Annotated in this window: 18 protein-coding genes; 11 read left to right on the forward strand and 7 right to left on the reverse strand. The window is 58.1% G+C overall.

Translation table 11 applies throughout. The annotated features are described in order from the left end of the window. Positions 1-365 precede the first annotated feature (365 nt). Both ACYQ2I_RS10215 and ACYQ2I_RS10220 read left to right on the forward strand, forming a co-directional pair. Positions 366-1424, forward strand: a complete 1059-nt coding sequence (locus tag ACYQ2I_RS10215) for a M42 family metallopeptidase (RefSeq protein ID WP_460166911.1) — start codon at positions 366-368, stop codon at positions 1422-1424. Positions 1425-1492: 68 nt separating this feature from the next. After that, positions 1493-2851, forward strand: coding sequence for a TrpB-like pyridoxal phosphate-dependent enzyme (locus ACYQ2I_RS10220; protein WP_460166912.1), 1359 nt, complete (start codon positions 1493-1495; stop codon positions 2849-2851). A 91-nt stretch (positions 2852-2942) separates the two neighbouring features. Here ACYQ2I_RS10220 and ACYQ2I_RS10225 read toward each other — a convergent pair whose 3' ends face one another. The 7 genes from ACYQ2I_RS10225 to ACYQ2I_RS10255 form a co-directional block, all read right to left on the reverse strand. After that, complete coding sequence (locus tag ACYQ2I_RS10225) at positions 2943-4322, reverse strand: sulfatase-like hydrolase/transferase (RefSeq protein ID WP_460166913.1); 1380 nt, start codon at positions 4320-4322, stop codon at positions 2943-2945. Positions 4323-4523: 201 nt separating this feature from the next. Continuing rightward, positions 4524-5762, reverse strand: coding sequence for a DUF1501 domain-containing protein (locus ACYQ2I_RS10230; RefSeq protein ID WP_460166914.1), 1239 nt, complete (start codon positions 5760-5762; stop codon positions 4524-4526). 60 nt (positions 5763-5822) lie between these two features. Then, positions 5823-7196, reverse strand: coding sequence for a DUF1800 family protein (locus ACYQ2I_RS10235; protein WP_460166915.1), 1374 nt, complete (start codon positions 7194-7196; stop codon positions 5823-5825). Positions 7197-7241: 45 nt separating this feature from the next. Then, the gene (locus ACYQ2I_RS10240) at positions 7242-9041 is read right to left on the reverse strand and encodes a hypothetical protein (RefSeq protein WP_460166916.1); all 1800 of its coding nucleotides are present in this window, start codon (positions 9039-9041) and stop codon (positions 7242-7244) included. Between the two features lie 245 nt (positions 9042-9286). Continuing rightward, a complete protein-coding gene (locus ACYQ2I_RS10245; RefSeq protein ID WP_460166917.1) occupies positions 9287-10189 on the reverse strand; it encodes an ABC transporter permease subunit in 903 nt (300 codons plus the stop codon). Further along, a complete protein-coding gene (locus tag ACYQ2I_RS10250) occupies positions 10122-11138 on the reverse strand; it encodes an ABC transporter ATP-binding protein (RefSeq protein WP_460166918.1) in 1017 nt (338 codons plus the stop codon). Before ACYQ2I_RS10250 ends, ACYQ2I_RS10245 begins: the two co-directional genes overlap by 68 nt. A 284-nt stretch (positions 11139-11422) precedes the next feature. After that, positions 11423-12742 (reverse strand): L-lactate MFS transporter, encoded by a 1320-nt coding sequence (locus tag ACYQ2I_RS10255; RefSeq protein ID WP_460166919.1) that lies wholly within the window; start codon positions 12740-12742, stop codon positions 11423-11425. Between the two features lie 716 nt (positions 12743-13458). On the opposite strand from ACYQ2I_RS10255, the gene ACYQ2I_RS10260 reads away from it, so the two are divergent. From ACYQ2I_RS10260 to ACYQ2I_RS10300, 9 genes are all read left to right on the forward strand, one after another. Then, on the forward strand, positions 13459-15069 hold the full coding sequence (locus tag ACYQ2I_RS10260) for an arylsulfatase (RefSeq protein WP_460166920.1): 1611 nt from the start codon (positions 13459-13461) through the stop codon (positions 15067-15069). Positions 15070-15130: 61 nt separating this feature from the next. After that, on the forward strand, positions 15131-16624 hold the full coding sequence (locus tag ACYQ2I_RS10265; protein ID WP_460166921.1) for a sulfatase family protein: 1494 nt from the start codon (positions 15131-15133) through the stop codon (positions 16622-16624). A 264-nt stretch (positions 16625-16888) separates the two neighbouring features. Beyond that, positions 16889-17482, forward strand: coding sequence for a thioredoxin family protein (locus ACYQ2I_RS10270; RefSeq protein WP_460166922.1), 594 nt, complete (start codon positions 16889-16891; stop codon positions 17480-17482). A 143-nt stretch (positions 17483-17625) separates the two neighbouring features. Then, complete coding sequence (locus ACYQ2I_RS10275) at positions 17626-18285, forward strand: TlpA family protein disulfide reductase (RefSeq protein ID WP_460166923.1); 660 nt, start codon at positions 17626-17628, stop codon at positions 18283-18285. Positions 18286-18455: 170 nt separating this feature from the next. After that, positions 18456-19187 carry a FadR/GntR family transcriptional regulator gene (locus ACYQ2I_RS10280; RefSeq protein ID WP_460166924.1) on the forward strand — a complete coding sequence of 244 codons (732 nt, stop codon included), beginning with the start codon at positions 18456-18458 and terminating at the stop codon, positions 19185-19187. Between the two features lie 101 nt (positions 19188-19288). Beyond that, positions 19289-21205 carry an FAD-dependent oxidoreductase gene (locus ACYQ2I_RS10285; protein ID WP_460166925.1) on the forward strand — a complete coding sequence of 639 codons (1917 nt, stop codon included), beginning with the start codon at positions 19289-19291 and terminating at the stop codon, positions 21203-21205. Beyond that, entirely contained in the window at positions 21165-22343 is a 1179-nt protein-coding gene (locus ACYQ2I_RS10290; RefSeq protein ID WP_460166926.1) for a hypothetical protein, read from the forward strand. Before ACYQ2I_RS10285 ends, ACYQ2I_RS10290 begins: the two co-directional genes overlap by 41 nt. A gap of 245 nt (positions 22344-22588) precedes the next feature. Then, entirely contained in the window at positions 22589-23524 is a 936-nt protein-coding gene (locus ACYQ2I_RS10295; protein ID WP_460166927.1) for a leucine-rich repeat domain-containing protein, read from the forward strand. Positions 23525-23967: 443 nt separating this feature from the next. After that, on the forward strand, positions 23968-25959 hold the full coding sequence (locus ACYQ2I_RS10300; RefSeq protein ID WP_460166928.1) for a HAMP domain-containing methyl-accepting chemotaxis protein: 1992 nt from the start codon (positions 23968-23970) through the stop codon (positions 25957-25959). Positions 25960-26089: the final 130 nt, after the last annotated feature.

Raw genomic sequence — 26089 nt, forward strand, 5'->3', positions numbered from 1 at the left:
TTTTCGTTTAGATCCGATTAAAGATGTGACCGGTGGTCGATCGCTTCCAGCGACGGGTTTCCGCAAGCGCGCACCGGGCCCATCTCAGCACATATCCAGAATTTTTAATCCTAGAGCACCTCGCGAAGGGCCGTCAAGCCGTCGAAGCGCAACGGAGCACTAAAGTAAGCATTCCCCCTGGCGAGGGAAAAAGGCCTTCCCGGTTTGTTCCCTTTGCGTTCGTGTTGGGTAGAATGGAATTTTCGCAAAAATTTCACTGCCGAGGAGAAGGTCTCGTTCCCTGAGTGTTCCCATCTTGGGACGAGCGGTTTTCCCTCGAGGTGTACTGTTGCGCCTGGAATCCCGACAAGAAAGGAATTTCGAGAATGGACGAATCGGCCCGCAAGTTTTTGATCGACATCCTGGAAACTCCCAGTCCTTCCGGCTACGAACAACCGGTTCAGGAGATCGTCCGTAATTACGCGAAACCGTTTGCCGACACGGTCCGCACGGACGTCCATGGTAACGTGATCGCTTCGCGAAACGACCAGGCTCCTTTTCGCGTTTTGCTGGCCGGCCACTGCGACCAGATCGGTTTGATCGTCCAATTCATCGACGAGTCGGGATTCATCTTCTTTCAGTCGATCGGCGGCTGGGATCCGCTGAACCTCGTCGGACAGCGAATTACATTGTGGACAAAGCAAGGACCGGTTGCCGGTGTCATCGGCCGTAAGCCGATTCACCTTCTAACCGACGAAGAACGCAAGGCGGTTCCGAAGCTGAAAGACCTGTGGATCGACATCGGCGCCGCAAGCAAAGAAGAAGCCGAATCGCTCGTCCGCGTCGGGGACTGCGTCACCATCGAATTGGCACAGCGCACCTTACTGAACGATCGGCTGATTTCGTCAGGTTTGGACGACAAGTCCGGGGCCTGGGTCGTGATCGAGGCGCTTCGCCGTATGCGTCCCGAGAAGCTCAAGGTTGCCGCGTATTCAGTCTCAACCGTACAGGAGGAAATCGGTCTTCGGGGAGCCCGCACGAGTGCGTTCGGCGTCGATCCGCACGTCGGGATTGCCGTCGACGTCACCTTCGCCACCGATTGCCCGACGATCGAAAAGAAGCAAGAAGGTGATATCGCTTTGGGGAAAGGCCCGGTCATCTACCGCGGTCCGAACATGAACCCAAAGGTTGTCGACCGCCTGATCGAAGTTGCCGAGGCGAACGATATTCCGTATCAGTTGGCGGCCGCAGGTCGTGCTACAGGCACCGACGCCAACGCCATCCAGATCACTCGAGCGGGCGTCGCTACCGGGTTAGTAAGCGTGCCGAACCGCTATATGCACAGCCCGGTCGAAATGGTGTCGCTGGCCGACATGGACCAGGTCGCCACGTTGTTGGCGAGGTTCGTCGAGAGCCTCACCCCCGAGGATGACTTCACGCCGTGACCGCGCGATACCGACAAGAGTTTCTTTCACACGCCTTTTCTATCGACGCGACAATTTCGAGGTAATCCATGGACACGAAACGGTTTTTGCTTTCCGAAAAAGACATTCCCACCGCCTGGTACAACCTTTTGGCCGATCTTCCCAAACAGCTCCCGCCGCCGGTTCACCCGGGCACGAAGCAGCCGCTGGCACCCGCCGATCTCGAGCCGATTTTCGCCAAGGCACTCATCGAGCAGGAGATGAGTCCAGAACCGTGGATCGAGATCCCCGAAGAAGTGCGGCAGATCTACGCCATCTGGCGTCCGACGCCGCTGGTACGTGCCCGAAATCTCGAAAAGGCCCTCAAGACGCCCGCCCGCATTTACTTCAAGGACGAAAGCCACAGCCCCCCGGGAAGCCACAAGCCCAATACCGCAGTGGCCCAAGCGTACTACAACGCCAAAGAGGGTATCAAGCGCCTGTCGACCGAGACAGGTGCCGGACAGTGGGGCAGCTCGTTGGCCTTCGCCTGCTCGTTCTTCGACATCGAGTGCAAAGTCTACATGGTGAAGGTGAGCTACCAGCAGAAGCCTTATCGCCGGTCGATGATGCAGGTGTGGGGGGCCTCGGTGACTCCGAGCCCCTCGAACGAAACGAACGCGGGCAGGTCGATTCTCGAAAAAGATCCTGATTGCCCGGGCAGCCTCGGAATCGCCATCAGCGAGGCGGTCGAAGTCGCCGCGACCAACGACGATACGAAATATACGCTCGGCAGCGTGCTCAACCACGTCATGCTCCATCAAACGGTAATCGGTCTGGAAGCCGAAAAGCAGATGGAGCTCGCAGAAGACAGCCCGGACGTCGTTATCGGGTGTGTCGGCGGCGGAAGCAACTTCGCCGGATTGGCGTTCCCCTTCTTGCGTCACAAGATCAAAGACGGCAAAGATATCCGATTTGTCGCCGCGGAACCGGCCGCCTGCCCGACGCTTACCCGCGGCCCCTATCACTACGACTTCGGCGACACCACCCAACTGACGCCGCTGTTGAAGATGCACACCCTTGGTCACGGATTCGTGCCGCCGGGAATTCACGCCGGCGGTCTGCGCTACCACGGTATGGCGCCGATGGTCAGCTTCGGTGTCAAGCTTGGATTAATCGAACCGGTCGCATTGCACCAGACGGAATGTTTCGAAGCAGCCCGTCTGTTTGCTGCAACCGAAGGGATCATTCCTGCCCCCGAGACCTCGCACGCCGTTCGAGCCGCCGTCGTCGAGGCATTGAAGTGCAAAGAAACAGGCGAAGAAAAGTGCATCCTGTTCAACCTCAGCGGCCACGGCATTTGCGATCTGGGGTCGTACGATCGCTTCTTGAGCGGTGAACTCCAGGATTTCGAACTGCCGCAAGAGAATATCGATAAGGCGTTGGCCGAGTTGCCGCCGGTCGACTGACATCCATCGCGGAAAGACGAGGGAACTCCAGAATCCGCGACGGTCACATCGCCGACCGTTGCGGATTTATTTTTTGTCGCAACGTCGGATATCACCGCGCTGCGCGAACATCCTTTTCCCACTGCGCGAGCGCTTGTTCGAGAACCGCCGCCTCATGAGGATGGTCCGCAAGTCGATCTTGGGTTTCCGCGATGTCGGCGCTCAGGTCGAACAGATATTCTTCGATCCGATCACCTTTGCGATGTCGCACGTATTTCCAATTTTCCCGCCGGACACCCCACCACGTGCTGTCGCCGCGACGGCCTCGCCAATAGAGCGTTCGCCGAGCAGGTCTATCCGTAACGACCTGTTTCAGAATATCGATGCCGTCGAACGGCCGATCGGGAGACGCCGCAACACCGGCTACAGCGGCAATCGAACATGTGAAATCCATCGTCAGGCAAGGTTCCGACGAAACGCTTCCCGGCGGGATTCGACCGGGAAACCGCACGATCGCTGGAACGCGAATGCCGCCTTCGAACGTCGTCCCCTTGTATCCCGAAAGCGGCGCGTTGCGCGCACTGCGTGTGCCTCCGTTGTCACTGGCAAAGATTACCAACGTGTCGTTTCGAAGTCCTGCCTCGTCCAACGCAGCCAAGATACGTCCAACCGCGAAATCCAGCCGTTCGATCATGGCTCGGTAAACATCCGGCGGCGCAGCGCTTTGATTCCAAAGCGGCGAGTCGGGTGAAAGCGGCCCTTCGTCCTTCTTTGGTGTCTGATACGGAGCGTGCGGTGCGGTGAACGGAACGTACAAGAAAAAGGGCGAGGTGTGGTTTTCCCGCAAGAAAAGGACAGCCCAATCGGCAATCCGATCGGTGAAATATCCGTGGTCGATCAGCGGTTGACCTGATTCGTACAAGTTGTACCAACCGGCCGGATCGCGGTAGTGGAAGTAGTCCATTCCGCCGCCCACGCAGTACCGTGCCAGGTGAAATCCGTGGAAATCCGGCGCAAACTTCGGCTCGTAGCCCAAATGCCACTTGCCGAAAATCGCCGTCGTGTAGCCGTGATCAGCGAGCAAACGCGAAATCGTGACTTCTTCAGAAGGAAGCCCCAAGTCGTGCGATGCCCGCAGACGCACGGCATCTTCGTAGCGTCCCACGTTTCCCGTTCCGATGGCGCACTCCAGTCCGCCCACCCGCTGCTGGTAACGGCCGGTTAAAAAGGCTACGCGGGTCGGTGTACACTCCGGTCCGTTTGCGTAGGCATCAGTAAAGCGCACTCCCTCGGCCGCCAACCGATCGAGATGCGGTGTCCGAACATCTTCGCGCCCGTAGCAATGTAAATCGCCGTAACCCAGATCATCGGCCAGGAGAAAAAGAATATTCGGCCGCGTCTGGTCGCCGAAACCGCATTTCATGCTGCAAACGAAAGATGCGATCGAAACCAGCACGACGGCGCAACGCGTTTGCATGACAACGGGGTTCATGAGCAGGCTCCTCGACGGCCCGGAAGTTGGGGCGTGAAGGCTTGTCCACTTGCGTTCCGCCTTCACGTTTCGAGGCTCATTATACCTCCACACGAATACGCTCGCCCGCAACATCGGTGTTGCCCGCGCAGCAACGCACCTGTTTTGTTCGTCTGCACGGTGGCCACGGAGACGCCGGCTTGCCGTCCATGCTTCAAATTGCTAGACGCGGAAGAAAGGCTGAAGAGGATAGCGACTGCCGAGCACGGTCTCTGCGGGACATCCCAACCAACTCTCCAGACAAGTCGCGTAGAAGGCGCGAAAATCGATCGCGTACGGAACACCGCCTTTCTCGGGTGAGGCGAGGTTCGGTGCCGAACCGAGAATTCCTCCTTTCACTTTGCCGCCGACGATGAAGTGAGGTGCAGCCGCCCCATGATTCGTGCCGCGCCGTCCGTTCTCTTCGATCGTCCGTCCAAATTCCGAGAACGTCACCAGCGCGACCCGGTCAAGGAGACCGTCACGCTTCAAGTCGGCGACAAACGCGGCGATCGACTGCGACATTTGCGCAAGCAATGCCCCGTGATTGGCGGCTTGAACGGCGTGTGTATCGAAACCGCCGATTTCGCCGCCGCCCAGTTCGACGTAATAGATGCGAATTCCAGCCTCGGCTCGAATCAACCGGGCAACTGTTTCCAGATCTTTGGCAAGGCGGAAATCCGGGTACCTCGAAAACCCGGCATGGGACGATGTCGCTGCAACTTTCTCGAGTCTTTCCAGCGCATTACCCGTGATCTGGCGCAACCGTTCTGTCGACTCGTTTTCTCGCGAGAGCGAAAGCGTCTTTTTCACCGCATCGCGCAGCGCCGAATCATGCACCGCCGAACCGAGAGAACCGGTCCATTCGCGACCGGGAATCCGTGGAACGACCGCGTGTTCGGCGTTCAGCGCAAAGGGTTTCGGAATCTTGCCCACGAAGACCGACGGCGTCCTTCCGCGATCGGAAGCAATCACCACATCAGCCGCACGGCCCACCCATCCCGTGGGACAAGTCGTCGTTTCCGGCGCTGCGGTCTCCCACACGCGTTTTGCCCGCCCGTGATCTTGGGCGGGATTCGGATATCCCACGCTTTGGACAATCTCTAATACGCCCTCTTCATACAGCTTCGCGAACTCGGGCATTGCCGGATGCAATCCCGTTCCCGGTTCGAGAGGCAAGACATCCTTCTTCGTCAATCGAAGCGTGGGGCGTGCCCGGGCATATAGGTCGTCTTCGTACGGAACGACGGTGTTCAATCCATCGTTTCCACCGGAGAGCTGCAACACAACCAGCACACGGCCGTTGTCTTCCGCCGTCGCATCTGCCGCTTCTGCCAAAAATCGAGGCACGCTCCCGCCGATAGCCGCCACAGCGGTCCCGGTACTGATCGCTTTCAAAAAGTTGCGACGACGAATCAACATATCGCACCTCACAAATCGGTAGTGCGGTTGGCATTTGGTTCACACGACAACGAATCGCATTCAACCAAGGAGGAACTCCGGCTGCATCGTAATCAACCACGCAATGCGTCGAAGCTGTTCGTCGACCCCACCATTCGACACGTCCTTCGCGTGTCGAACGATTTCTTCTCGCACCGTCTCCGGAAGTGGTTCCGCCAAGAGAAGCGACTCGAGCCATCGTTCGGCGTCTTCCTCGCCTTCTATCCCCTCGGATTCGGCCGCTTCCTGGAGGCTCACGGCCTTGCCGTAGTCGTCGCCGCCGCGAAGTACCGCTTCGGCCAATGCCGCGCGGCGCCCGAGAGAGAAGGCGTCGATCCAATCGTACCCGAACGGAAACCCCGCCACCGTCGGCGGATTGACCGGATCGGCGCCGCCGGCCGCGATTTCGTCGGCAATCTTCGTGGTGCAACGGGCCTGCAAGGGGCGTAACAATGTCATGGCGAAGGCCAACGGCGACTTGATCTTGCCGCATCGCACTACCGGATCGAAAAACCACTGTGACGTGAACATTACGCGAAGAACGTCTTCGAGTGACTTTCCTTCGGCAATCATCGTTGCGAGCGGTCTTAGCAAATCATCCGGCGCCACGTCGTCGGCACAAAACCACCGATACAGCCTCCGCATTACCGTTGCCGCGGTTTCTTCCCTTTGGGACAACATTCGCGGGATATCTTCCGGCCGGAAGGTGCCGGTTGTCCCGAGGATCTTCTTCTCGCCTTGGTCGTGCTCGTAAGCGTAGAACTTCGTTTCGGAACGTACGACGAAACGTCCCGTGAGCGCCCGGGCAGTTTCGCCGACATCGCTCTCGGCAAAATTGCCGCTGCCCACCGTATAGCGTTCGAGATACGTACGGGCGAGATATCGATTCGGATTCGAACGCCGATTCTCCGCGGCTTGCAGGTTCAACAATACCGCGGGATGGTTCAACGCCGTGCCGAAAACGTCACGCACCGGCCCCAACGCAAGTAGACGAAGCTCCTCGAGAAAGCCGTGAAAAGCCTCCAAGTTACCCACGCGGGACGCAGCAATGCCGAAAAAATCGATCCAGAACAAGAGCACAAGCTCCCGAAACGGCAACGTTGCGTCGCTGATCTTGCGAAGCCACCATCCGCGGTAGGAAGCGGTGTTCCCAGACCGAACGGCATTCGCCATCTGGATCGCGAGAATGCCTTCATAGTCCACTTCGGAGGACGATCGCAGCAATCGGTCGACCGCATCGCCGGGCGTCGATTCGGCAAACGAGTCGACAACCGGCTTGGTCGCTCCGAAGCACGTTCGCCGCAACAAATAGCCTGCGCGATCGCGACCGAGCGGTGTTTGCTGAGATTCAAGCGATTTCCACGCGTCGGCGGCAACACCGGTGTTCCTCGAACTTGCCGTCGTAGAAAGAGCCACGGCATATCTCCCGTAACTGGCAACCGGACACATTGTTGCAAAACGTCAAGGCGCATCTCCGCCGGCGATCTTTTCCAGCAGTTTCAACGCCTTTTGAACCGCCTGCGGATCGAGGACGACGTCGAGTGTTGCCCGCATTCGATCTTCGCGATCGGCGACCGTCACTTCGACGTGGTCCATCAGCTCTGCCACAGCGACCAACATGCCGACTTCGGCTTCCGCCTGCTTGCGGCTATGCCCCTTTTCGAGCATGTTCCGTCCGACCAACGATTCCCAATTGGCCGTCAACAGCCCCGCCACGATGTCTCCGTCGATTTCCAGCTTCGAACTCACGTGTTTCAGCGGTACCACACCCGATTCCAGTTCTGTTTGCAACGCGTCGATCAGGTCGCGAGCCAGGCCTTCAGTGGAACTCATCACGATGTAATCACCGACGCGGACGAGCGTGGGCGAAAAGTTGAAGCGGATGTCGAGCTTCGTCTTGTCCGACTCGTCGACATTCGAGAAATACGAGAGCGTGTACTTGACGCCCTTGTATTCCACACGATCGAGGATCAGCCCGGGCAATGCCTGTTGTCCTCGCGTGAAATTGATCAGTCCCAGCGCCTTTTGCCAGGCTTCTTCGACCACGGGGGTGAACTGATCGGGATCCTTCATTCGGAAGACGGTTGCAAACGCCGGCAACTTGATCAACGGCTCTCCCACCTCCGGCGAATACTCTTGGGCGGCCAGGACCATCCGGACTTCCGGCGTCGCATGGGCGAGAACTTCTTCGGTGAAATTGCGCCCGCTGAAAAAGATCCCCATCATGTTTTCAAAGAAGATCAAGCCCGATGTCCGTTCGGGGAAAAGCTCGTCCTTCGTCGCGTAGAAATCGTGGAGGTCTCGATACAACGTCACAGCCGCAAGACGTCGCGGAACGGTAATATTCGGTAAAGCTCCCGCGTCGTCCGACGGAACTGCGAAGCTCGCTTTTCTTTCCGTGGCACCATCTCCACCGGTGACGAACCTCAAGGTAACGCGATTATCGTTCAAATCGCCGGTCACGAGAGCCCACTCGGCCTGTGAGACCGACTCTGCAACACCGGCGAACAGCAAGACGGGCAGCGGTTCTTTGAGGTTGTTGAGTGCCTTTTGGACTTGCGGAGCCGCGTTCACCAGCTCCGCATTGATGTAAACATATGCCGGGGCACCGGCACGTTCGGCCATCGCCGCGGTAAACCGTTCCATCTTGTCGATGCTGGTACCGGTCCCCTCTTTGAGATCGATTACTTCTTTGAGTACCTCGGGATCGTTCGACAGGATAAGTCGGCTACCCAAGATCGCATGTGCTTCTTTGGGGCCGAACGACCATCCCGTCACCCCCCGATACTCGGCAGATCGCACTCGATCGGGTGTCTCCTTGTTTTCGGCGTCCATGCGTGCAAAAAACAACAGCGTTTCGTGCAATTTCGCCAAGAGCTTTTCATCCTGCGCATCGACGATCAAGATTACCTGCCCCCGCGGCAGAACCGCCAAGGTAATACCGCCGGCGGTCAGTTCTTTGATCGCCGTCTTCCAATCGGTTTCCAATTGCGATTCGAGAAACTGAACGCCCGCCAACAATTGTCGTACTTCTTTCTTCTGCTTTACTGCTTCCGTTGCCCGCGAGGCTTCAACGGCTTCAAGGATTTCCGGCGAGGCAATGCAATCGATCAGCTCCGGAACGTGCGTTATCTTGGCGACCAACACGGCGTCGGCAGGAATCCACGCCTCGGACGGAGGCAGCGGTTCCTCGGCAACTGCGGGACCGATCGCAAACAAACACGCCGCTACAATTACCGACAGAATGCCGTTTCGGTACATGGTTCTTCTCCTGTCATTCGATGGTCGCGGCCCAGACACGAGACACGTCTTCGCCGCACATGTGCCGGTTCTACAACTATTCCTACAGTCGAAGTCGGCGAGTCGTTACGCGTTTTCCGCGTCGCGGATCGCCTCCCGGAAGAAATTGAACAGCGCAGGCGCGGACATAGAACGATCTTCCCCGGTGTCGGTTACGAACGACCCGCCTGCGGCCGTTGCACCGACCGATTTCAGAGATTGCTCGGTCACAAATCTTCCCGGCGAAACTTCCATACCGCCAGCGTCATCGTGACGACGATCGGTAACCCGTATCCCAGAAATACCCGCCAGAGCACCGTATCACGATAAAGATCTTCGTGGCCGAAGAAGTCGCGTCGACGAGGCGGCGGTTGCTGCCCGCTCAGTGCTTGCAAAAATGCCTGTGCCTGCTGTTGTAGTTCTGCAAGTTCCGAGGGATCGATAGCGTCGTCGTTTTCGGTAGACCACGTGGCGCGCAGCATCGTGGGAAGGGCTTGATTCAAGCTGATCGGCGAGATTTCCTCCAGGTGAAATGTGTTCAACACGAGATTGATCGGGTACCACACAAACAACATCACCAGCAGGGCGAGCAACGTATTTTTCAACAACGTTCCGAAGAAAAATCCCAATGAGACCAAAGCAACGAGCACGACGCTGACGACTGCCGCACCGGTCACGAGCCCGTACATCGTGACACCGTCGGGAGCCGGCGGGCGATCGGCAAGAATCACGACGGCCGATGTCACCGTCGTGATCGTCAGCACGACGCCGACGACCAAGATGACCCGCGCAAGCCAAGCCGCCAACAAGAACTCGTGACGCGTTACAGGACGACATAGAATACCGTCAGCAACCTGTTCGATACGTCCTCCCGCTACCGGGTAAATTCCCAGTGCGATGACGACGAAGTACCACGGGAACACCAAGAATGGAAAAAGCACAGCCGAGATGAGGACCGAGTCGGGAAGCCGCTGCCAATTCGTCAGCACGATGAGCACCGTCATCGCCACCGCGGCGATGACCCACAAACGGATCAACCAGCTTCTCGACAGCGTTTTCAAATCATGGGCGACCATTGCCGCGGTCGGCATCAGACGCTGTCGCCAGTTCATCGAAACGATGGAATCCATGCGATTGATCCTCTTGCAAGAGCTGGAGGTAGGCATGTTCGGCTTCGCTGCCGGCCGACCCGATTCCTTGCAATTGCAGACGACAGGCATCCACCCTCTCCAGAATTTCGGCCAATCGTTTCGCGCGCGGCAGCTCGGAATTCAACGCGATCATGACGCGGGACCTTCCCTCCCATCGAGCGCCGACATCTGATTGCGTGTCCAGCCAACGGCGGAATTCAGCCAGGTCGGCATCCTCACCGGCGAGTTCGATGACGATGGTTTCCGAGCGAATGCGCCGCTTCATTTCGGCCATCGTGCCGACGAAGATCATTCGTCCTTCGTGCATGACCCCCACATGGTCGCATACCTGGTCGATATCGTTGAGAATATGTGTCGCGACGACGATCGTCCGTTTTTCTCCCAGATCGCGGATCAAATCCAGCGCGAACCGTCGAGCGGCCGGATCCAATCCGGCGGTCGGTTCGTCCCAAATGAGCAACGGCGGATCGGCCACCAATGCGGCGGCTATCCCCAAGCGGGTCGTTTCACCGGTGGACAAGGTAGCGATCCGTTGGTCGGTCACCGACAACAAACCGACTGCACGAATGAGCGACGCAATTCGCGGCTTTCGAACGTCAGAGGGAATGCGACATAGGCAACCGACGAGATCGAGATATTCAACCGGTTTGAGATGCCCGGGAAAACGTGGATTCGTGGGCAAATAGCCGATCATCCGCCGCACATCGACGGCATCCGGCCCGCACTTGCGACCGAACACATAGGCACATCCCGCCGTTGCCCGCTGCAAGCCGAGCAATAACCGGAGCGTGGTGGTTTTCCCCGCGCCATTCGGCCCCAAAAAGCCGAAAATAGCCCCCTGGGGGACCTCCATGTTCATGTCGTTGACGGCGATCACCTCGTTTCCAAAGACTTTGGTCAGATGTTCGGTGCGAATCGCGGGTTCCACAGCACGACTCCGAATTGGCCATCAGAAACGGGCATCGCGAAGCGACTTTCGCCGAGCCGTATCCCCAGAAGAGACGGTCTCTTCTCGCTTTTACACCAAGTAAGGCGCCTCGGTTGCAGGCAAATTCCCCCTAAATAACCGAGGCCGTCCGATCGAGTCGGACGGCCTCACGGCATGATACCCGGTTTCTCGATGCGTACGTACAAGGGCTACGTCGCAAATCGAGAGGCGGGTTGGTGCACAAGCAATTAATCGGTCAGGCGGGAAGATCCCCCTCTACGCGGCTATTCTCCCGCGGCTTCGACGTTCGCCTTTGGCGGTCGCAGCATCAATGCGAGCGCGGCGGCGACGAAACACGCGATTCCGGCGATGACGAACGGCGTCAGCCACGCACTGATTTCGCCACTGCTCTTCGCAAGGTCGCCAAAACGGCCCGCCAGAATCGGACCGACGATTCCGCCGATGCCGTAGGCCGTAAAGACAACGCCGTAGTTTTGGCCGACGTATTTGCTGCCGAACAAGTCGGCGGTGACCGCCGGGAACAAGGCGAAGTTGCCTCCGAAATTGAATCCAATCAACGCGCAGCCGAGGTACAGGAAGTATTCATGCGAAGCCATGGAATAAAACAGAAGCATGAAAACGCCCTGCGAGCCGAGCATCAAAATGAGGCTCAATTTGCGCCCCAACAGGTCGGAGATCGATCCCCAAGCAATTCTGCCCAGCCCGTTGGCCAACGCGAAGTAGACGGCCATTGCCGTCCCTGCGATCGCAGCGGCTTTTGCGCCCGCGGCGGCTTCCGTCAGATTGGTGTTCGCGTCCAGAAACGCTTTCGTGAGCACCTCGGTGGCAAACAATTTGATGATCCCGATGACCATCAATCCGGCCATCGCTCCGGCGACGAACATGAGCCAGATCATATAAAACTGCGGTTTGCGGAGCATGCCGCCCACGTTGAGTTCAAGTCCGGAACTCCCTTTCGAGGCGCCGGCAACGGGTTCCCAGCCGGCAGGACGATACCCCTCCGGCGGCAGGACCATCGGAAGGGCCCCCAAGCCGACCAACACGATGAACGCCACACCGTACAAGATGAAAACGTTTTCGATCCCCAGCGTGTCGATCAAGTGTCCCCATGCCCCGGCGATTTTGATCCACAACAGGGCGCCAAAGCCGAATCCTCCAACGGCCAAACCGGTCAACAACCCTTTTTTGTCAGGGAACCAGCGCAATCCCACGGCAATCGGAACGACGTAAGCGAGCCCGATACCGGCACCGCCCAATACGCCGATCGAGAAAATCAAACCGTAGTAACTCGGCCCGACAACCCCAGCAAGGATATACCCCGCTCCGAGCAACACCCCCCCCGCGATGGCTACCAGCCGCGGCGGAAACTTCGACTGTAGTTGTCCCCCCAGAATCATCACTAGGGCAAAGACGGCCAAACCGACCGAAAAGATGACTTGCGTTTGAACCTTCGTAAAGCTGTAGGGCGCTTCGGTCAGCACGGGCGTAAAAACGCTCCATGCATAAATGACCCCCAAACAAAGCTGGATGACCACGGCCCCGACGACAACCCACCAGCGATTCATGAGGCGACCGTTTTCCATATCGAGCACTCCCGGATGCGACATTCTGACGAAGACGAAAGAAGGTGTCGGCGTTTCGACACAAAGCGACGGCGCAAGCCGATCGACGTCGCGCGAAGGAAGAGCGGGCGGCGTGGCTCCCGCCACCCGACCGACCGTCAGCGAAAGCCCGAGCGGTCAGCGCCGCGACGAATCTTGCCGGCTTAGAACGTCCCTTTGTCCCGAAAGCGCAAAGCAACCCGCGAGCCGACCAACCGTGTCGGCTATGCGAATCACCCAGTTCACACCACGTTATGCTGCCCGTCGGACCGACCGACGAACAATATCCCGGTTTGTTGCCGGGACCTCATTTCGCATGCTCTGCGTCGAGGAAATCGCTGCAAGATCTTCCGAAGTCGAGCCCGTTGTTGCTTTAGACGACGATTTCCTTCACATGATCGACTCGGCTGGATTCTACCCAAAACGGCGCGCAAATCCAGCCTTTGGCAGACAAAAATGTCGCAAAAACGAAGCCCCGCCAATAGGCGGTTTTGCAGATTGCCGACAATCGTCAACCGTTCCGGTGGATGCATGCCGTGCTGAAAGATCCAATGAACTGCTTTCTCTACCGAAACCCCCGACTATCATGGGGAGAAACGTGCGGTTCGCAGCACAGTGTACACTTAACCGACATCAATCATTGGGGACTCTGCTTCGCGTCCGTTCCGGTCGGCCTTCGCCATTTGAGAGATTTCGCCATGCAATCAGCACAAACATTGAAACGTTCCGTCTTCGTCGCGCTGCTTTCTCTGACGGCTTTCACAGCCGGGGCGATCTGTTCACAAAGCACGGCCCAAGAGCCTTCCCGGCCCAACATCGTCATCATTATGGCCGACGACATGGGCTTCTCGGATCTAGGATGTTACGGCGGTGAGATCGAAACACCCCATATCGACTCGCTCGCCGCTACAGGTCTCCGTTACACGCAGTTCTACAACACCTCGCGATGCTGGACCACACGTGTCTCTCTGCTGACGGGGCTCTATCACCATTACGCCGAAGACATCCACATGGGGCGTCGGAAGGATGCCGCGACCCGTTTGTTGCCGGAACTTCTCAAGCCGCTCGGCTACCGAACGTACCACACCGGCAAATGGCATATTCGCGGAGAAGTCGCGGTCGAGCGAGGTTTTGACCACACCTATCAACTCGACGATCACAACCGAAACTTCTACCCGCAACGACACCAGGAAGACGGCAAGCCGCTACCGCCGGTGACGCCCGGCTCGAATTACTACACGACGACGGCAATCACCGATTACGGCCTGAAATATCTCAAGGAGCATGCGGAAAAGTACCGGGATCGTCCCTTCTTCTTGTACGTGGCTTACACGACGCCGCATTTCCCGCTGCACGCCCCTCCGGAAGACATCGCTCGTTATCGCGATCGCTATCTCCGCGGCTGGGACGAAATGCGCAAGGAACGATGGCAGCGAATGCGGAAGATGGGCATCGTTGATTGCCCGTTGTCTCCGCGCGATCCCGATATCATTCCGTCGTGGAATCTGCCGGAAGACGAACTCCAGGCCCAAATCGGGCCGGGTGAGTGCGGCCATGCCGTTGCCTGGGATTCGTTGACCGAAGAGCAGAAGCGATTCCAAGCGACGAAGATGGCCATTCACGCGGCAATGGTCCATCGCATCGACACCGAAGTGGGCCGCATTCTCGATCAGCTCGACGGGATGGGCATGCGCAACGACACGTTGATCATCGTCCTTTCCGACAACGGCGCCAGCGCCGAGCAAATCATTCGCGGAGATCGCCACGATCCGACCGCCGCCCCCGGTTCCGGACCGACCTTCTTGTGCTTGGGGCCGGGATGGTCGACGTTTTCCAACACGCCCTTCCGCCTGCACAAGTCATGGGAACACGAAGGCGGAATCGCAACACCGTTCATCGTGTCGTGGCCGAAGGGAATCCGCGATCAGGGAGCCCTCCGTCATGCCGTGGGTCACGTTATCGACATCGTTCCGACGATCGTGGAACTGACGGGCGTTGCCCTCCCCGACAAAGTAAACGGCTTGCCGGTTGCCAGGCCGCACGGGGTTAGCCTACTGAACACCTTTGCCGATGATGTATCGGTGGATCGCGAGTTCCTGTTCTGGGAACATATCGGGAACAAAGCGCTGCGGATGGGCGATTGGAAGATCGTCGCTCGCGCCGATTGCCATTGGGAGCTGTACAATTTGGCCGAAGACCGCAGCGAAACAAACGATCTAGCCGCTTCGATGCCCGAAAAAACTGCAAAAATGGCCGAGATTTGGGAAAAGTTCGCGGCCGAGATCATGCTCGGATCGAATCGCAAATGAACGCAATGCGTTACTCTAAAGTGTCCTGTCAGCAAAGCGAGCCGAAAAAGGAGCCGGGCCCATGTTTCGTCGTCTTGTTTGCCTTACCGCGTTGATAGGCGCGTTTTGGGCTGCATTGCCGAAAACGCAAGCGGACACCTCTGAGACGCCCCGACGCCCGAATATCGTCTTCATCTTGGCCGACGATATGGGCTACGGCGACGTCCATGCGTTGAATCCGCAGTCGAAGATTCCCACGCCGAACCTCGATCGGTTGGCACGTGCCGGCATGACGTTCACCGACGCCCACACGCCCTCGGCAGTTTGTACGCCGACACGCTACGGGTTGCTGACGGGGCGCTATTGTTGGCGGAGCCGCCTCAAGTCGGGCGTGCTATTCGGTGAATCGCCTCCGTTGATCGAGCGAGATCGGCCCACGGTCGCCTCCTTTTTGACCTCGCAAGGTTATCAGTGCGGAATCGTCGGCAAGTGGCACCTGGGCCTGGGATTCGCCCGCACGAGTGAAGGCAAGATCGACTTTGCAAAACCGATCGATTACGGCCCGGAGAAACTGGGGTTCGCCTTTTCGCATATCGTTCCGGCGTCGGCCGACATGTTTCCGTACGTCTACATCAGCAACGGGGTCGTCGTGCAAGTTCCTACGCTGGAACAGCCGGCCCAACCGTTCCCGCGATATGTTCGCAAGGGCCCGCGGGCAGAAAACTTCGTCATGGAAGAGTGTCTCGACCACTTACTCGGTGAAGCCCAAGCCTTTTTGAAGCGAGCGGCCGCCACACCGGAGAAGCCGTTCTTCCTCTATTTTCCGATGACCGCGCCGCACAAACCGGTGTGGCCGCATCGGCGATTCGTGGGCACAACCGACTTGGGGCCGTACGGCGACTTTGTCCACCAAGTCGATTGGACGGTCGGACAAGTGTTGAACACGTTGGACGAACTGGGGGTCGCCGACGAGACGCTCGTGATCTACACAAGTGATAATGGATCGTTCATGTATCGGCGCGACGATCCGAATGAGCAAGACCACGTCGACGACCCATCGATTCAAGCGTATCGGGCCGATCGCCACACGGCCAACTACATCTTTCGCGGCACGAAAGCCGACATTTGGGAAGCGGGCCATCACGTGCCGTTCTTCGTCCGCTGGCCCGGCGTCGTCGAACCGGGGTCGCGATGTGACGATACGATCTGCCTCACCGACTTCTTTGCGACCGCAGCCGAGCTGCTCGGCGCGACGCTGCCGGAAGGAGCAGCTCCCGACAGCTACAGCTTCCTGCCGCAACTTTTGGGACGAACGCCGAACCCGGCACGCCCGCCGGTCATTCATCATTCCGGCAATGGAATGTTCGCCATCCGAAAGGGCAAGTGGAAACTTGTGCTCGGAAACGGTTCAGGGGGGCGGGAGACGCCCAAGGGCAAACCTTTCGCACGTCCATACCAATTGTTCGACCTCGAAGCGGATCCCAGTGAGAAGCATAACGTCATCGAGACACACCCTGAGATTGCTGCATCGCTGGAAAAAGAATTCCAAGCCATTTACCAGCATGAGGGACGCTGAGGTTTCCTCGGCACTCACGTGCGCCGCTTGGCGATCTCGATTTGCGACACACATATCACAAACTGCAAAGACAGAGTTCCGGGCGGCCGTTTCCACGCAAAAAACCTAACACGACACATTATGGGGATTGACCCGATCGTAGGTGGCGTAAACGATGCTATGCACTCCGGCTCGGCGGGGCTTTGTAAGAATCCGAGCCGGTGGGGCGTCGTCCATTCGGTCTTTTTGACGACCAAGGCCCGTTTTGATCGTGGAGGTGTAGTGATGCGAACGTGGAAGTTGTCGGTTTCGTTGGCGTGCTTGGCACTGGTCATGGGAGTTTCGTGTGCGCGAGCCGAAGGAGTGAAAGTGGGAGATCCCGCTCCCAACTGGAAGGGAATCATCGGCATCGACGACAAAGAGCATTCCTTGGCCGAATACAAGAACGCCAAAGTCGTAGTCGTCGTGTTCACGTGCAATCACTGCCCCGTGGCCAAGGCTTACGAAGATCGCCTGATCGCCCTGCAAGCCGACTATAAAGACAAGGGTGTACAGGTAGTGGCAATCAACGTGAACAACCTCCCCGCCGATCGGCTCGATCAGATGAAAGCCCGCGCAAAAGAAAAGGGCTTTAACTTCCCTTACTTGTACGACTCGTCACAGAAGATCGGCCACGCGTTCGGTGCCACCGTGACGCCGCATGTGTTCGTACTCGACGCGAATCGAAAAGTCGCCTACATTGGGGCGGTGGACGACAACATGGACCCCAAGAAGGTAAAAACGCCGTATCTGCGAAACGCCATCGACGCGTTGCTGGCCGGCAAGACGCCCGATCCCGCGCAGACAAAACCGTTCGGATGCGGCATCAAGTACGAATAGGCCCATCGGAAGTCGAATGATCGTAAATCCCGGGACGACGGCGGCACGATCAATCGGTCGCTGTCGTCCCTGTTTTGAGTCAGAAACGAAACCGGCCGGCTTGTCGGCCAGGAAACGGAATCCGAATCGGGTGGAGGTGTTCGGTGACGAGGCTCTTCGCTAACCGCTTCTACCGTTGCCTGTTTTCAGGGGTTGTGCTCCTGTACCTTGCCGGTACGGGCTGCGAAGATCGGCAAGGATCGGTCGCCCCGCCCGAACAGCCGACCGTCGATACGCAACCGCCCTCTAACCCTGCCGAGGCCAATGCAGATTCCGCGGCTTCCACGATCGACTCGGCAGCGGCTCCGCACGACGAGAACAGCCGGCCCTCGGTTACGGTAGAGGTCATTGCGGCTGCCGATTTCCCAACGCTTCTCGACGCTCACCGGGGCAAGTGGGTGTTGGTCGATTTCTGGGGAACGTGGTGCGTACCTTGCCGTGAACTTCTTCCGCATACGGTCGACGCGGGAAAGCGACTGGCCGATAAGGACTTGATCGTCATCCCCATTGCCATCGACGATGCCGAACAAAAGGATGAAATCGCGCGCGTCCTCTCGCAAAGCGGTTACGCCGGCAAGGCCTACTGTGTGCGGGAAGGGATTTCGATGGAGTCTTTCGAAAAACTCGAAATCGCCGGCGGTGCTCTTCCCCATCTTCGGCTGTACGATCCACAAGGGAAATTGACGGCATCTTTCGGCGTGGACGCCCTGCCCCCGACCGCCGAATCGATCGACGCCGAACTCGCCAAACAAATCGGCCGATAGCTCCCGTTCGCCACCCGTTGCGGGGGCATAGTTGCGGTCGAATGCTTCTCCCGACTTCTCTCGCACGGTTGTCCATCGTCGCCGACGATGCTGCGCACTGCCCTTGGCCCCGATCGACAAGGGGATTATTATAATACAATATGACCGTAACCTACTCGAGAGAGGTAGGCATGAGGATATCTCGCGAGCACCGGAATTTGTGCGGGCAGGTTGTGCACGACCTGGGGTTGCGTATCTTGTCCGGCCAGGTACGGCCCGGCGAATCGCTCCCCCAAGAGTGGGCCTTGTGCGACGAACTCGGCGTCAGTCGAACCGTCGTCCGCGAAGCCATTAAGTCCCTCGCCGCCAAAGGGTTGGTCGAATCGCGCGCCAAGCGAGGCACCATCGTTCGCCCGGTTTGCGACTGGAATTTTCTTGATCCCGAAGTTCTGGCTTGGCAGGCAGGTACGGATCCGGACGGTAGATATCTTTTCCACTTGACCGAGTTTCGTCAGATTTTCGAACCGGCCGCTGCGGCGATGGCCGCGGAACGGGCGAGCGACGAGCACTTGGCCCAAATCCGCAGCGCCTTCGAAGAAATGGAACAGGCAGCCGACAGTGTCGCCGATTTTCTCGAAGCCGACAAACGATTCCACGTGGCGATACTCAATGCAACCGGCAATCCTCTTTTCGGCCCCGTCGCCAACGTGATCAGCACGTCGCTGGAAAACAGTCTACGCGTGACGAATCGCCAAGCGGCAGACAATCAAGCTTCGTTACCGATTCACCGCAAAGTTCTCAATGCGATAAGCAACCGCTGTGCGCCCGAGGCCGAACAGGCAATGCTAGCACTGTTGGATGAGGCCGGTGCGCGCATTCGAAGAGCAGTCGAAGCCAACGCCGAAACCGGGTCGGCCGACTGAGCGCACATCCAGCCCCCAACGGCTTTGAGGATTCGGCCGAAAACGCCGCCGAAGTCCCTACTTTCTCAACACGTTGGATTTGGTGCCGACGAGAACGTCCGATGAAGCGTCGAAAATTCTTGAAAAGCTCGGTGGGAGCGATCGGTTTCGGTGGAATGGTGCCCTTGGTTGCCCAGGGGACGGCTCCGGTCAACGATCGCGGAGAACGCATCGCCGATCGCTGGTATGACGTCGAAACGGGCCGCATGCGTAAACCGATTCGACGACGCCGGGAACAATACGATGTCGCCGTGATCGGCGGCGGCATGGCGGGAGTCTGCGCGGCGATCGCCTCGGCGCGAAACGGTGCCAAGACCGTCCTCGTCCAGGATCGCCCGGTCTTGGGCGGCAACGCGTCGAGCGAAATCCGGGTGAACGTCAACGGCGCCCGGCGCAAGGGCGGCTATCCGGAACGCGAAACCGGCATCATCGAAGAGATCTTATTGGCCAATCGATTCTACAATCCGCAGGAATCGTATCCGGTTTGGGATCATGTGATCTACGACTTGGCCGTTCGCGAACCGCTATTGACGGTGATGCTCAACACGCAGGCGATCGACGCGAACGTCGAAAACGACGTGATCCGTTCGGCTGTGTGTTGGCAGGGAACGACGGAAACCGAATTCACGATCGAGGCAAGGTACTTCATCGATTGCTCGGGAGACGGGCTGCTGGCGGCCGCAGCCGGAGCGACGTACCGTACAGGTCGGGAAGCCCGCTCGGAGTTCAACGAGCAATATGCCCCCGAAAAGGCCGACGGCTGGCAAATGGGTGCGAGTATCCTGCTGCACGGTCGCGACATGGGCCGACCGATTCCTTACACGCCCCCATCGTTCGCCATCGAATACGATCCGTCGAAAGCCAATAAACGTACGATCAAGACCTTCGAAGACGGCTATTGGTGGGTCGAACTCGGCAGCGACGACGACATCATCGCCGACTATGAAGCGATCCGCCACAAGCTCCTGGGATACGCGCACGGTGTGTGGAACTACATCAAGAACTCGGGCAAATATCCTGAGGCTGCCAACTTTGCCTTGGAATGGATCGGTTCCTTGCCGGGACGCCGGGAATCACGGCGATTCATCGGCGACTACATCCTCTCGGAACGCGATTTGGTGGAGAATCGCCACTTTCACGATGCGGTAGCCTACGGGGGATGGTCACTCGACGAACATTGCCCCGGAGGGATTGAAAACCCGGAGGACCCGCCGAGCTTTTTCCATTACCATTTCGACGAAGTATACGAAATCCCATTCCGTTGTCTGTATTCGAAGGACTTGAGGAATCTGCTCTTCGCGGGCCGCAACATCAGCCAAACGCACATCGCGTTGTCTTCCACTCGCGTGATGGCCACTTGCGCCGTAATGGGACAGGCCGTCGGCACGGCTGCCGCGTTGTGTAAGCGACACGACGTCTTCCCTCGCGAGCTTGCCCACACGTACATCAACGAGCTCCAGGAACAATTACTTCGCGATGACGCATTCATCCCAAACCGCCCGTCTCGCGATCCGCTCGATCTTGCCCGCAAAGCTGCGGTCGTGTTTGCCGACTCGACGACAAGCGGCGAGGCCGCCAACTTGATCGACGGCATGTCTCGGGATTTCAAGGGACAGATTCATCACTGGCAATCAGACGGACTTCCTGCCGAAGTCCAGTTGGAATGGGAATCACCCGTCGCATTGTCGAGAATCGATATCAAGTGCGACACGAATGTTCATCGTGATTTCATGCTTCGGAAGACGCCTCGCGCAAATCATATCCGCGGTGTTCCGCCCGAGTTGATGAAGTCGCTGGCAGTGGACGTTCGCGTCGACGGCCGATGGATCGAAGTGGGCAAACGCGACAACAACCAAACGCGTCTTGTGCGTTTCACCTTCGGCCAGGTTCGTGCGACGGCCGTTCGCGTCCGGTTGAAAGAAACCTACGGACACCCTCATGCGAAGCTCTTCGAGATTCGTTGCTACGAGAATTCGTGATGCCGCCCGACCGGCATTGATCGGCTGGAGCATCGCGTTCGTCGTGGGGTGTTCGTGTATTGCGGTCGCCGACCGTCCTGCGACCGCCGAAAAGTCCGACAACACACTCGTCGTCCGCGTCCATCATCCCGGCTTCACCGATGAACCGGTCGCCTGTTCTCTCGTGGTCGACCGCGACGCGGCAGGCAAAATCACCGGCTACCGGACGGAAGTACTTTCGGTATTTTGCGCCGACGGTGTATGTCGCGCCGTGCCCGTCTGCTTGTACTGGGACGCCTTGGGAAACTACACGAGATTCACGGTCAAGCAGGGAATGCACCTGGAGAAGGCGGACGGGAAGCCCTTTGCCCCGGCCGACTATCGAAAACTCGACACAATTTTAAGCAATCCCGAATCGCCGTTGCGCGACGTGGGCGCCTTCGCTTTTTCGGAGCACTCCGGAACGACGTTGCCTGTCGACGCCATGAGCGCACCGACCCCGGTGGTATTCGAAGGGGCCGTCGTCGAAGGGGCCGCTTGGACTTGCTTCACCCTTTGGCATTGGGTGCACGGCGAACTGCGATCAGAAATTCGCCGAATTACCGCGTCGGCTTGGACTTCCGAAGATATTTCCGAAATCCTCCTCGGCGAATCGAACGACGCCAAGAGTCTTGCCATCGCCGAGCTCATTCGCCGAAAACAGTTCGATCGTGAGACCGCCGAACGGATAGCCGGGGCAACGCGAACCGCCTCTCGCGAGGTCACGCAGCGGGCAATAGAATACGCGCTGGCAGGTCCCCCCGAAATCGGCGGCATTATCCTTGACCGCCTGTTCTTGCAGGGAACGCCCACACAACGAGCAGCCGTCCTGACCGCCCTGTTGCGATGCCCCGACCCTCGTGTCGAGGCCTGGAAATCGCGTATCGCCGTGTACTTGTCGGCGGCCACGAGCTACCCGGAAATCGACCGCATATTTCGGATCCTCGAATCGCATGCGTTACCACGAGACGCCTTCGTTCCTTCGGCAACACGCCTGTTGCACTCCGAGGATTTTCTCACGGCGCGCCGGGCCTATTGGTTTCTGCGGACATGCGATGTGTCTCCAGAAATTGCCGAAGAACTCGAAGCGTTCCGACGGGCCAACGCAAACCGTCTTTGACGTTTCCGGCTTTCCCTGTATTCATCTTCCCTGAATTCGTTTCCAACAACGGCAGAATCGACTCGCCAATCCCTCTCACCTCGACTACACTCGAAAAGGGTTCCGTTGTGCGTCTGCGACGCGGTGGCGATCCGTTTTTTTGTTTCACGTTTTACAGGACTTTATTTGGCTGAGATACGATGGAATTCATTTCTCGAAACGTCGTTTCCGTCCGTACTTCCGCATGTTTGTGGGCGATGGTTTGCATGGTTGTATGGCTTGGCGGCTGTTCGGGCACGACGGAACCGACTGCCCCGTCTCCGTCCGACTCCAAAGAACCCCAGTCCGCGGTCAGCGAAGAGGCCGCCCAAGGTAACGTGGAAACGGCCGGGAACGATGAACCCGGCGAGACGGAACGATCGCCGATCACGCCGGACCGACTGCGGGAAATGCTCATAGAGAAGAACCCGGCCTTCAGCGGCGAATTGACCGCCGAACCGAACGGTCGAGGAGAAATCGCCCTATTGTCGATCAACGATCCGAACGTAACAGATATCAGCCCCTTGGCCGATCTCCCGTTGATCGCGTTGGACCTGTTTTCCTGCGGTGTTTCCGATCTAAGCCCCTTGAAAGGAAAGCCGATTCAACGCCTCGGACTGGATCGAACAAAGGTCACCGACCTCTCTCCTTTGGCGGGAATGCCGCTGGAAATTCTCTACGCCAGCGAAACAGAGATCTCAGACCTCTCGCCGCTTGCCGGTTGCCGCACGCTAAAACAGCTCAACCTGGCAAGAACGAAGGTGAGCGACTTAAGCCCGCTGCGCGGCCTGCCGCTTGAAACCCTCTGGCTCAACGACACGCCGGTGAGCGATCTTTCCCCCTTGCAAGGTTCTTCACTGGTAAGCCTCACGATCGCCGGAACCAAAGTGAAAGACCTTTCTCCGCTTCGGGGCATCCCCCTGCAACGCTTGCACATTGCCCGGAGTGAAGTCACCGACCTGTCTCCCATTCGATGGTTGCGACTGACTCGACTGGTTTTCACCCCCTCGAAGATCGAAACGGGATTGGACGAGGCACGATTGATGACCAGTCTCCAGGAGATCGGAACGGCCTTCGGCGAAGAAGATTGGGGAATCGAAACGAGAATGTATCCTCCAAGCCAATTCTGGCGATTGTACGACGCGGGTGAGCTGAAGGAATAAGCCGCCGGTGGTATTTACATGTTGGCGGCGCTATCGCCTATCACGCCGGAATCGAGGCAGGCCGCACAACGGCCGTTCTTGTGAGGGGGGGGGCCTCCCACTTGTTGGACGTAGTGCCTTGAAGTCGCGAATCGGTTATGGCGATCGTATCGTGCGAAAAAGCTCATTCCCGCCCTGATTTTTGTTCCTTTTGCCGACTTTTCGTGCCGCATCACTTTCTTTGCCCTATAGATCATATAGAAAACGCGATCGCCGCTTGAACGCTTTTGGGGCAGCATCTTGGATACGGCGATCCGGTCGGCACCTGTAGGGGCATCCTCTCGACTCGCATCTGTACGCCGACTGAGCACACCGCTCCGACCGATGACGTGATTGTTGCGATCGGAGTACGCGCTGAAAGGCCAAATCGTCCGCTTTCATTCTTTCAGATGGAGAAACGGTTCATGAGTCTCCTCAACCGCCTTACGATTGGAACGCGACTTGCCGCGGGCTTCGGAGTCGTTTTGACGTTGTTGTTGATCGTTGCCGCGGTCGGCTATTACGGCATTCGAACCGTCGGCGACCATTTGACCGACGTCGGCACGAACCACTTAGGGGCCGTCCAATATCTGCTGACGATCCACGGCGAAGCAGAACGAATCAAAGGCGACCAGCGAACATTGCTGATCAACGGGCTATCGTCGGCCGATCGCCAGGCGGTCTACCAAGACATCGCCGAAGCCCGCAAGGAATGCGAAGAAGCTTGGGCAGCCTACGAAACAGTGGACAGAGAACCCGAAGAACAAGCCCTGTGGGACGAGCTCCAAACGGCTTGGGACGCTTGGCGTGAAGCCAATAACGCGTTCTTCGAGATCTCCCGTCAATTCGAGTCGCTGGATATTCTTGACCCGCATGCCACGCGAGCCTCGCTCGAAGAGTTTTGGAAGGATCATTACGTTGCAATGGGCAAAGTAACGAAGATGCTCGAAACAGGTGAGCTGTTCGAGGGCAGCGAAGACGAACATGCCTGTAATTTCGGCAAGTTTATCGACGCATTCTCAACGACGAATGAGCAATACCGTAAAGCCATGGCGGAAGCCAAAACGGCGCACGATCGATTCCATGCGGCCATCCGCGACATCAAGGCCCTCGTGCGGGAGGGCAAACGCGATGAAGCCGCAAAACTCTACACACGCGAGGTGGAACCGGCTGCGAATCAGATATTCCACGACTTCGAAAAGGTCGTTGCCGAAGTCCAAAAGGCCGAAGACCTCGATCATCGTTTGAGCGAGCTCGCCGAAAAAGAATGCTTCGTCAAGCAGGAAGCCGCCGAGGACATCTTGCGGAAGCTCGTCGATTCCGCCGTTACCGGTGCGGAAGCCCGCATGGACGAGGCGACAACGGCCCAGTCGTGGACCGTCTCTTTGACGCTGCTCACGACCATTGTCGGGGTGGTGCTCAGCGCTGCCGTCGGATTGATCGTCGCCCGTGGAGTTACGCAGCCGCTGTCGCAGGCCATCAACATGCTGCGCGACATCGCCCAGGGCGAAGGCGATCTGACCAAGCGGTTGGTCGTGGATTCCCAAGACGAGATCGGACAACTGGCGACGTGGTTCAACGTGTTCGTCGAAAAGATCGAGGAAATCGTCCGTGAGGTCGCCGATTCGGCCGTTCAGTTTGCCGAAGGATCCCGAGTCGTCTCGGAATCGTCGCAATCATTGGCCGCCGGTGCCCAGGAACAGAATGCCGCCGTCGAGGAAATCTCGGCCTCGTTGCAACAACTTACCCGTTCGGTCGAAGACGTCCGCGCAAATGCGCAAGAGGCAGACAACCTTGCGCGTCAAGCGGCTCAGGTTGCGGAAAAGGGTGCCGGTGCCGTTCGACGCTCGTCCGAGGCCATGGAATTGATTCGCCAAAGCTCGACCCAAATCGCCGAAATCATCCAGGTTATCTCGGAAATCGCCGGGCAAACCAACCTGTTGGCCTTGAATGCCGCGATCGAGGCCGCCCGGGCCGGTGAACACGGCATGGGCTTTGCCGTCGTGGCCGACGAGGTCCGCAAGCTCGCCGAGCGATCCAACCAAGCGGCCGGCGAGATCACAAAACTGATCCAAGAGTCGGCCAAGCGAGTCGAAGAGGGTAACGAACTCAGTCGCGAAACTTCTGAAGCGTTGCAGCAAATCCTCGACAGTGTCGAAAATACGGCGGCCAAGATCGCCGATATCGCCACGGCGACCGTGGAACAAGCACGCGGCGCCGAAGAAGTCGCCAATGCGATCCAGGGCATCTCATCGGTCGTCGAACAATCGGCCGCCGGCAGCGAAGAATTGGCATCCAGCAGCGAAGAACTCGGCGCGCAAGCGAGCGTGCTGCAAGAGTTGGTCGGCCGTTTCAAGACCGGCAGTCGCACCCGCGACGCCGTAGCCGTTGCGACGACCGACGATTTCGAGGGGTAAATCGATCTTTTTGAAAACGGCGTCAAAGGGGGCAGTTTGAACACCTCACTCTACGCAGCCCTCATTCGGCGGAATGAATCGGCACACCGGTTCGTCCCGCCATTCTCATTTCCGTAGTCGGGAACAGGGC

Source organism: Thermostilla marina (assembly GCF_054657455.1).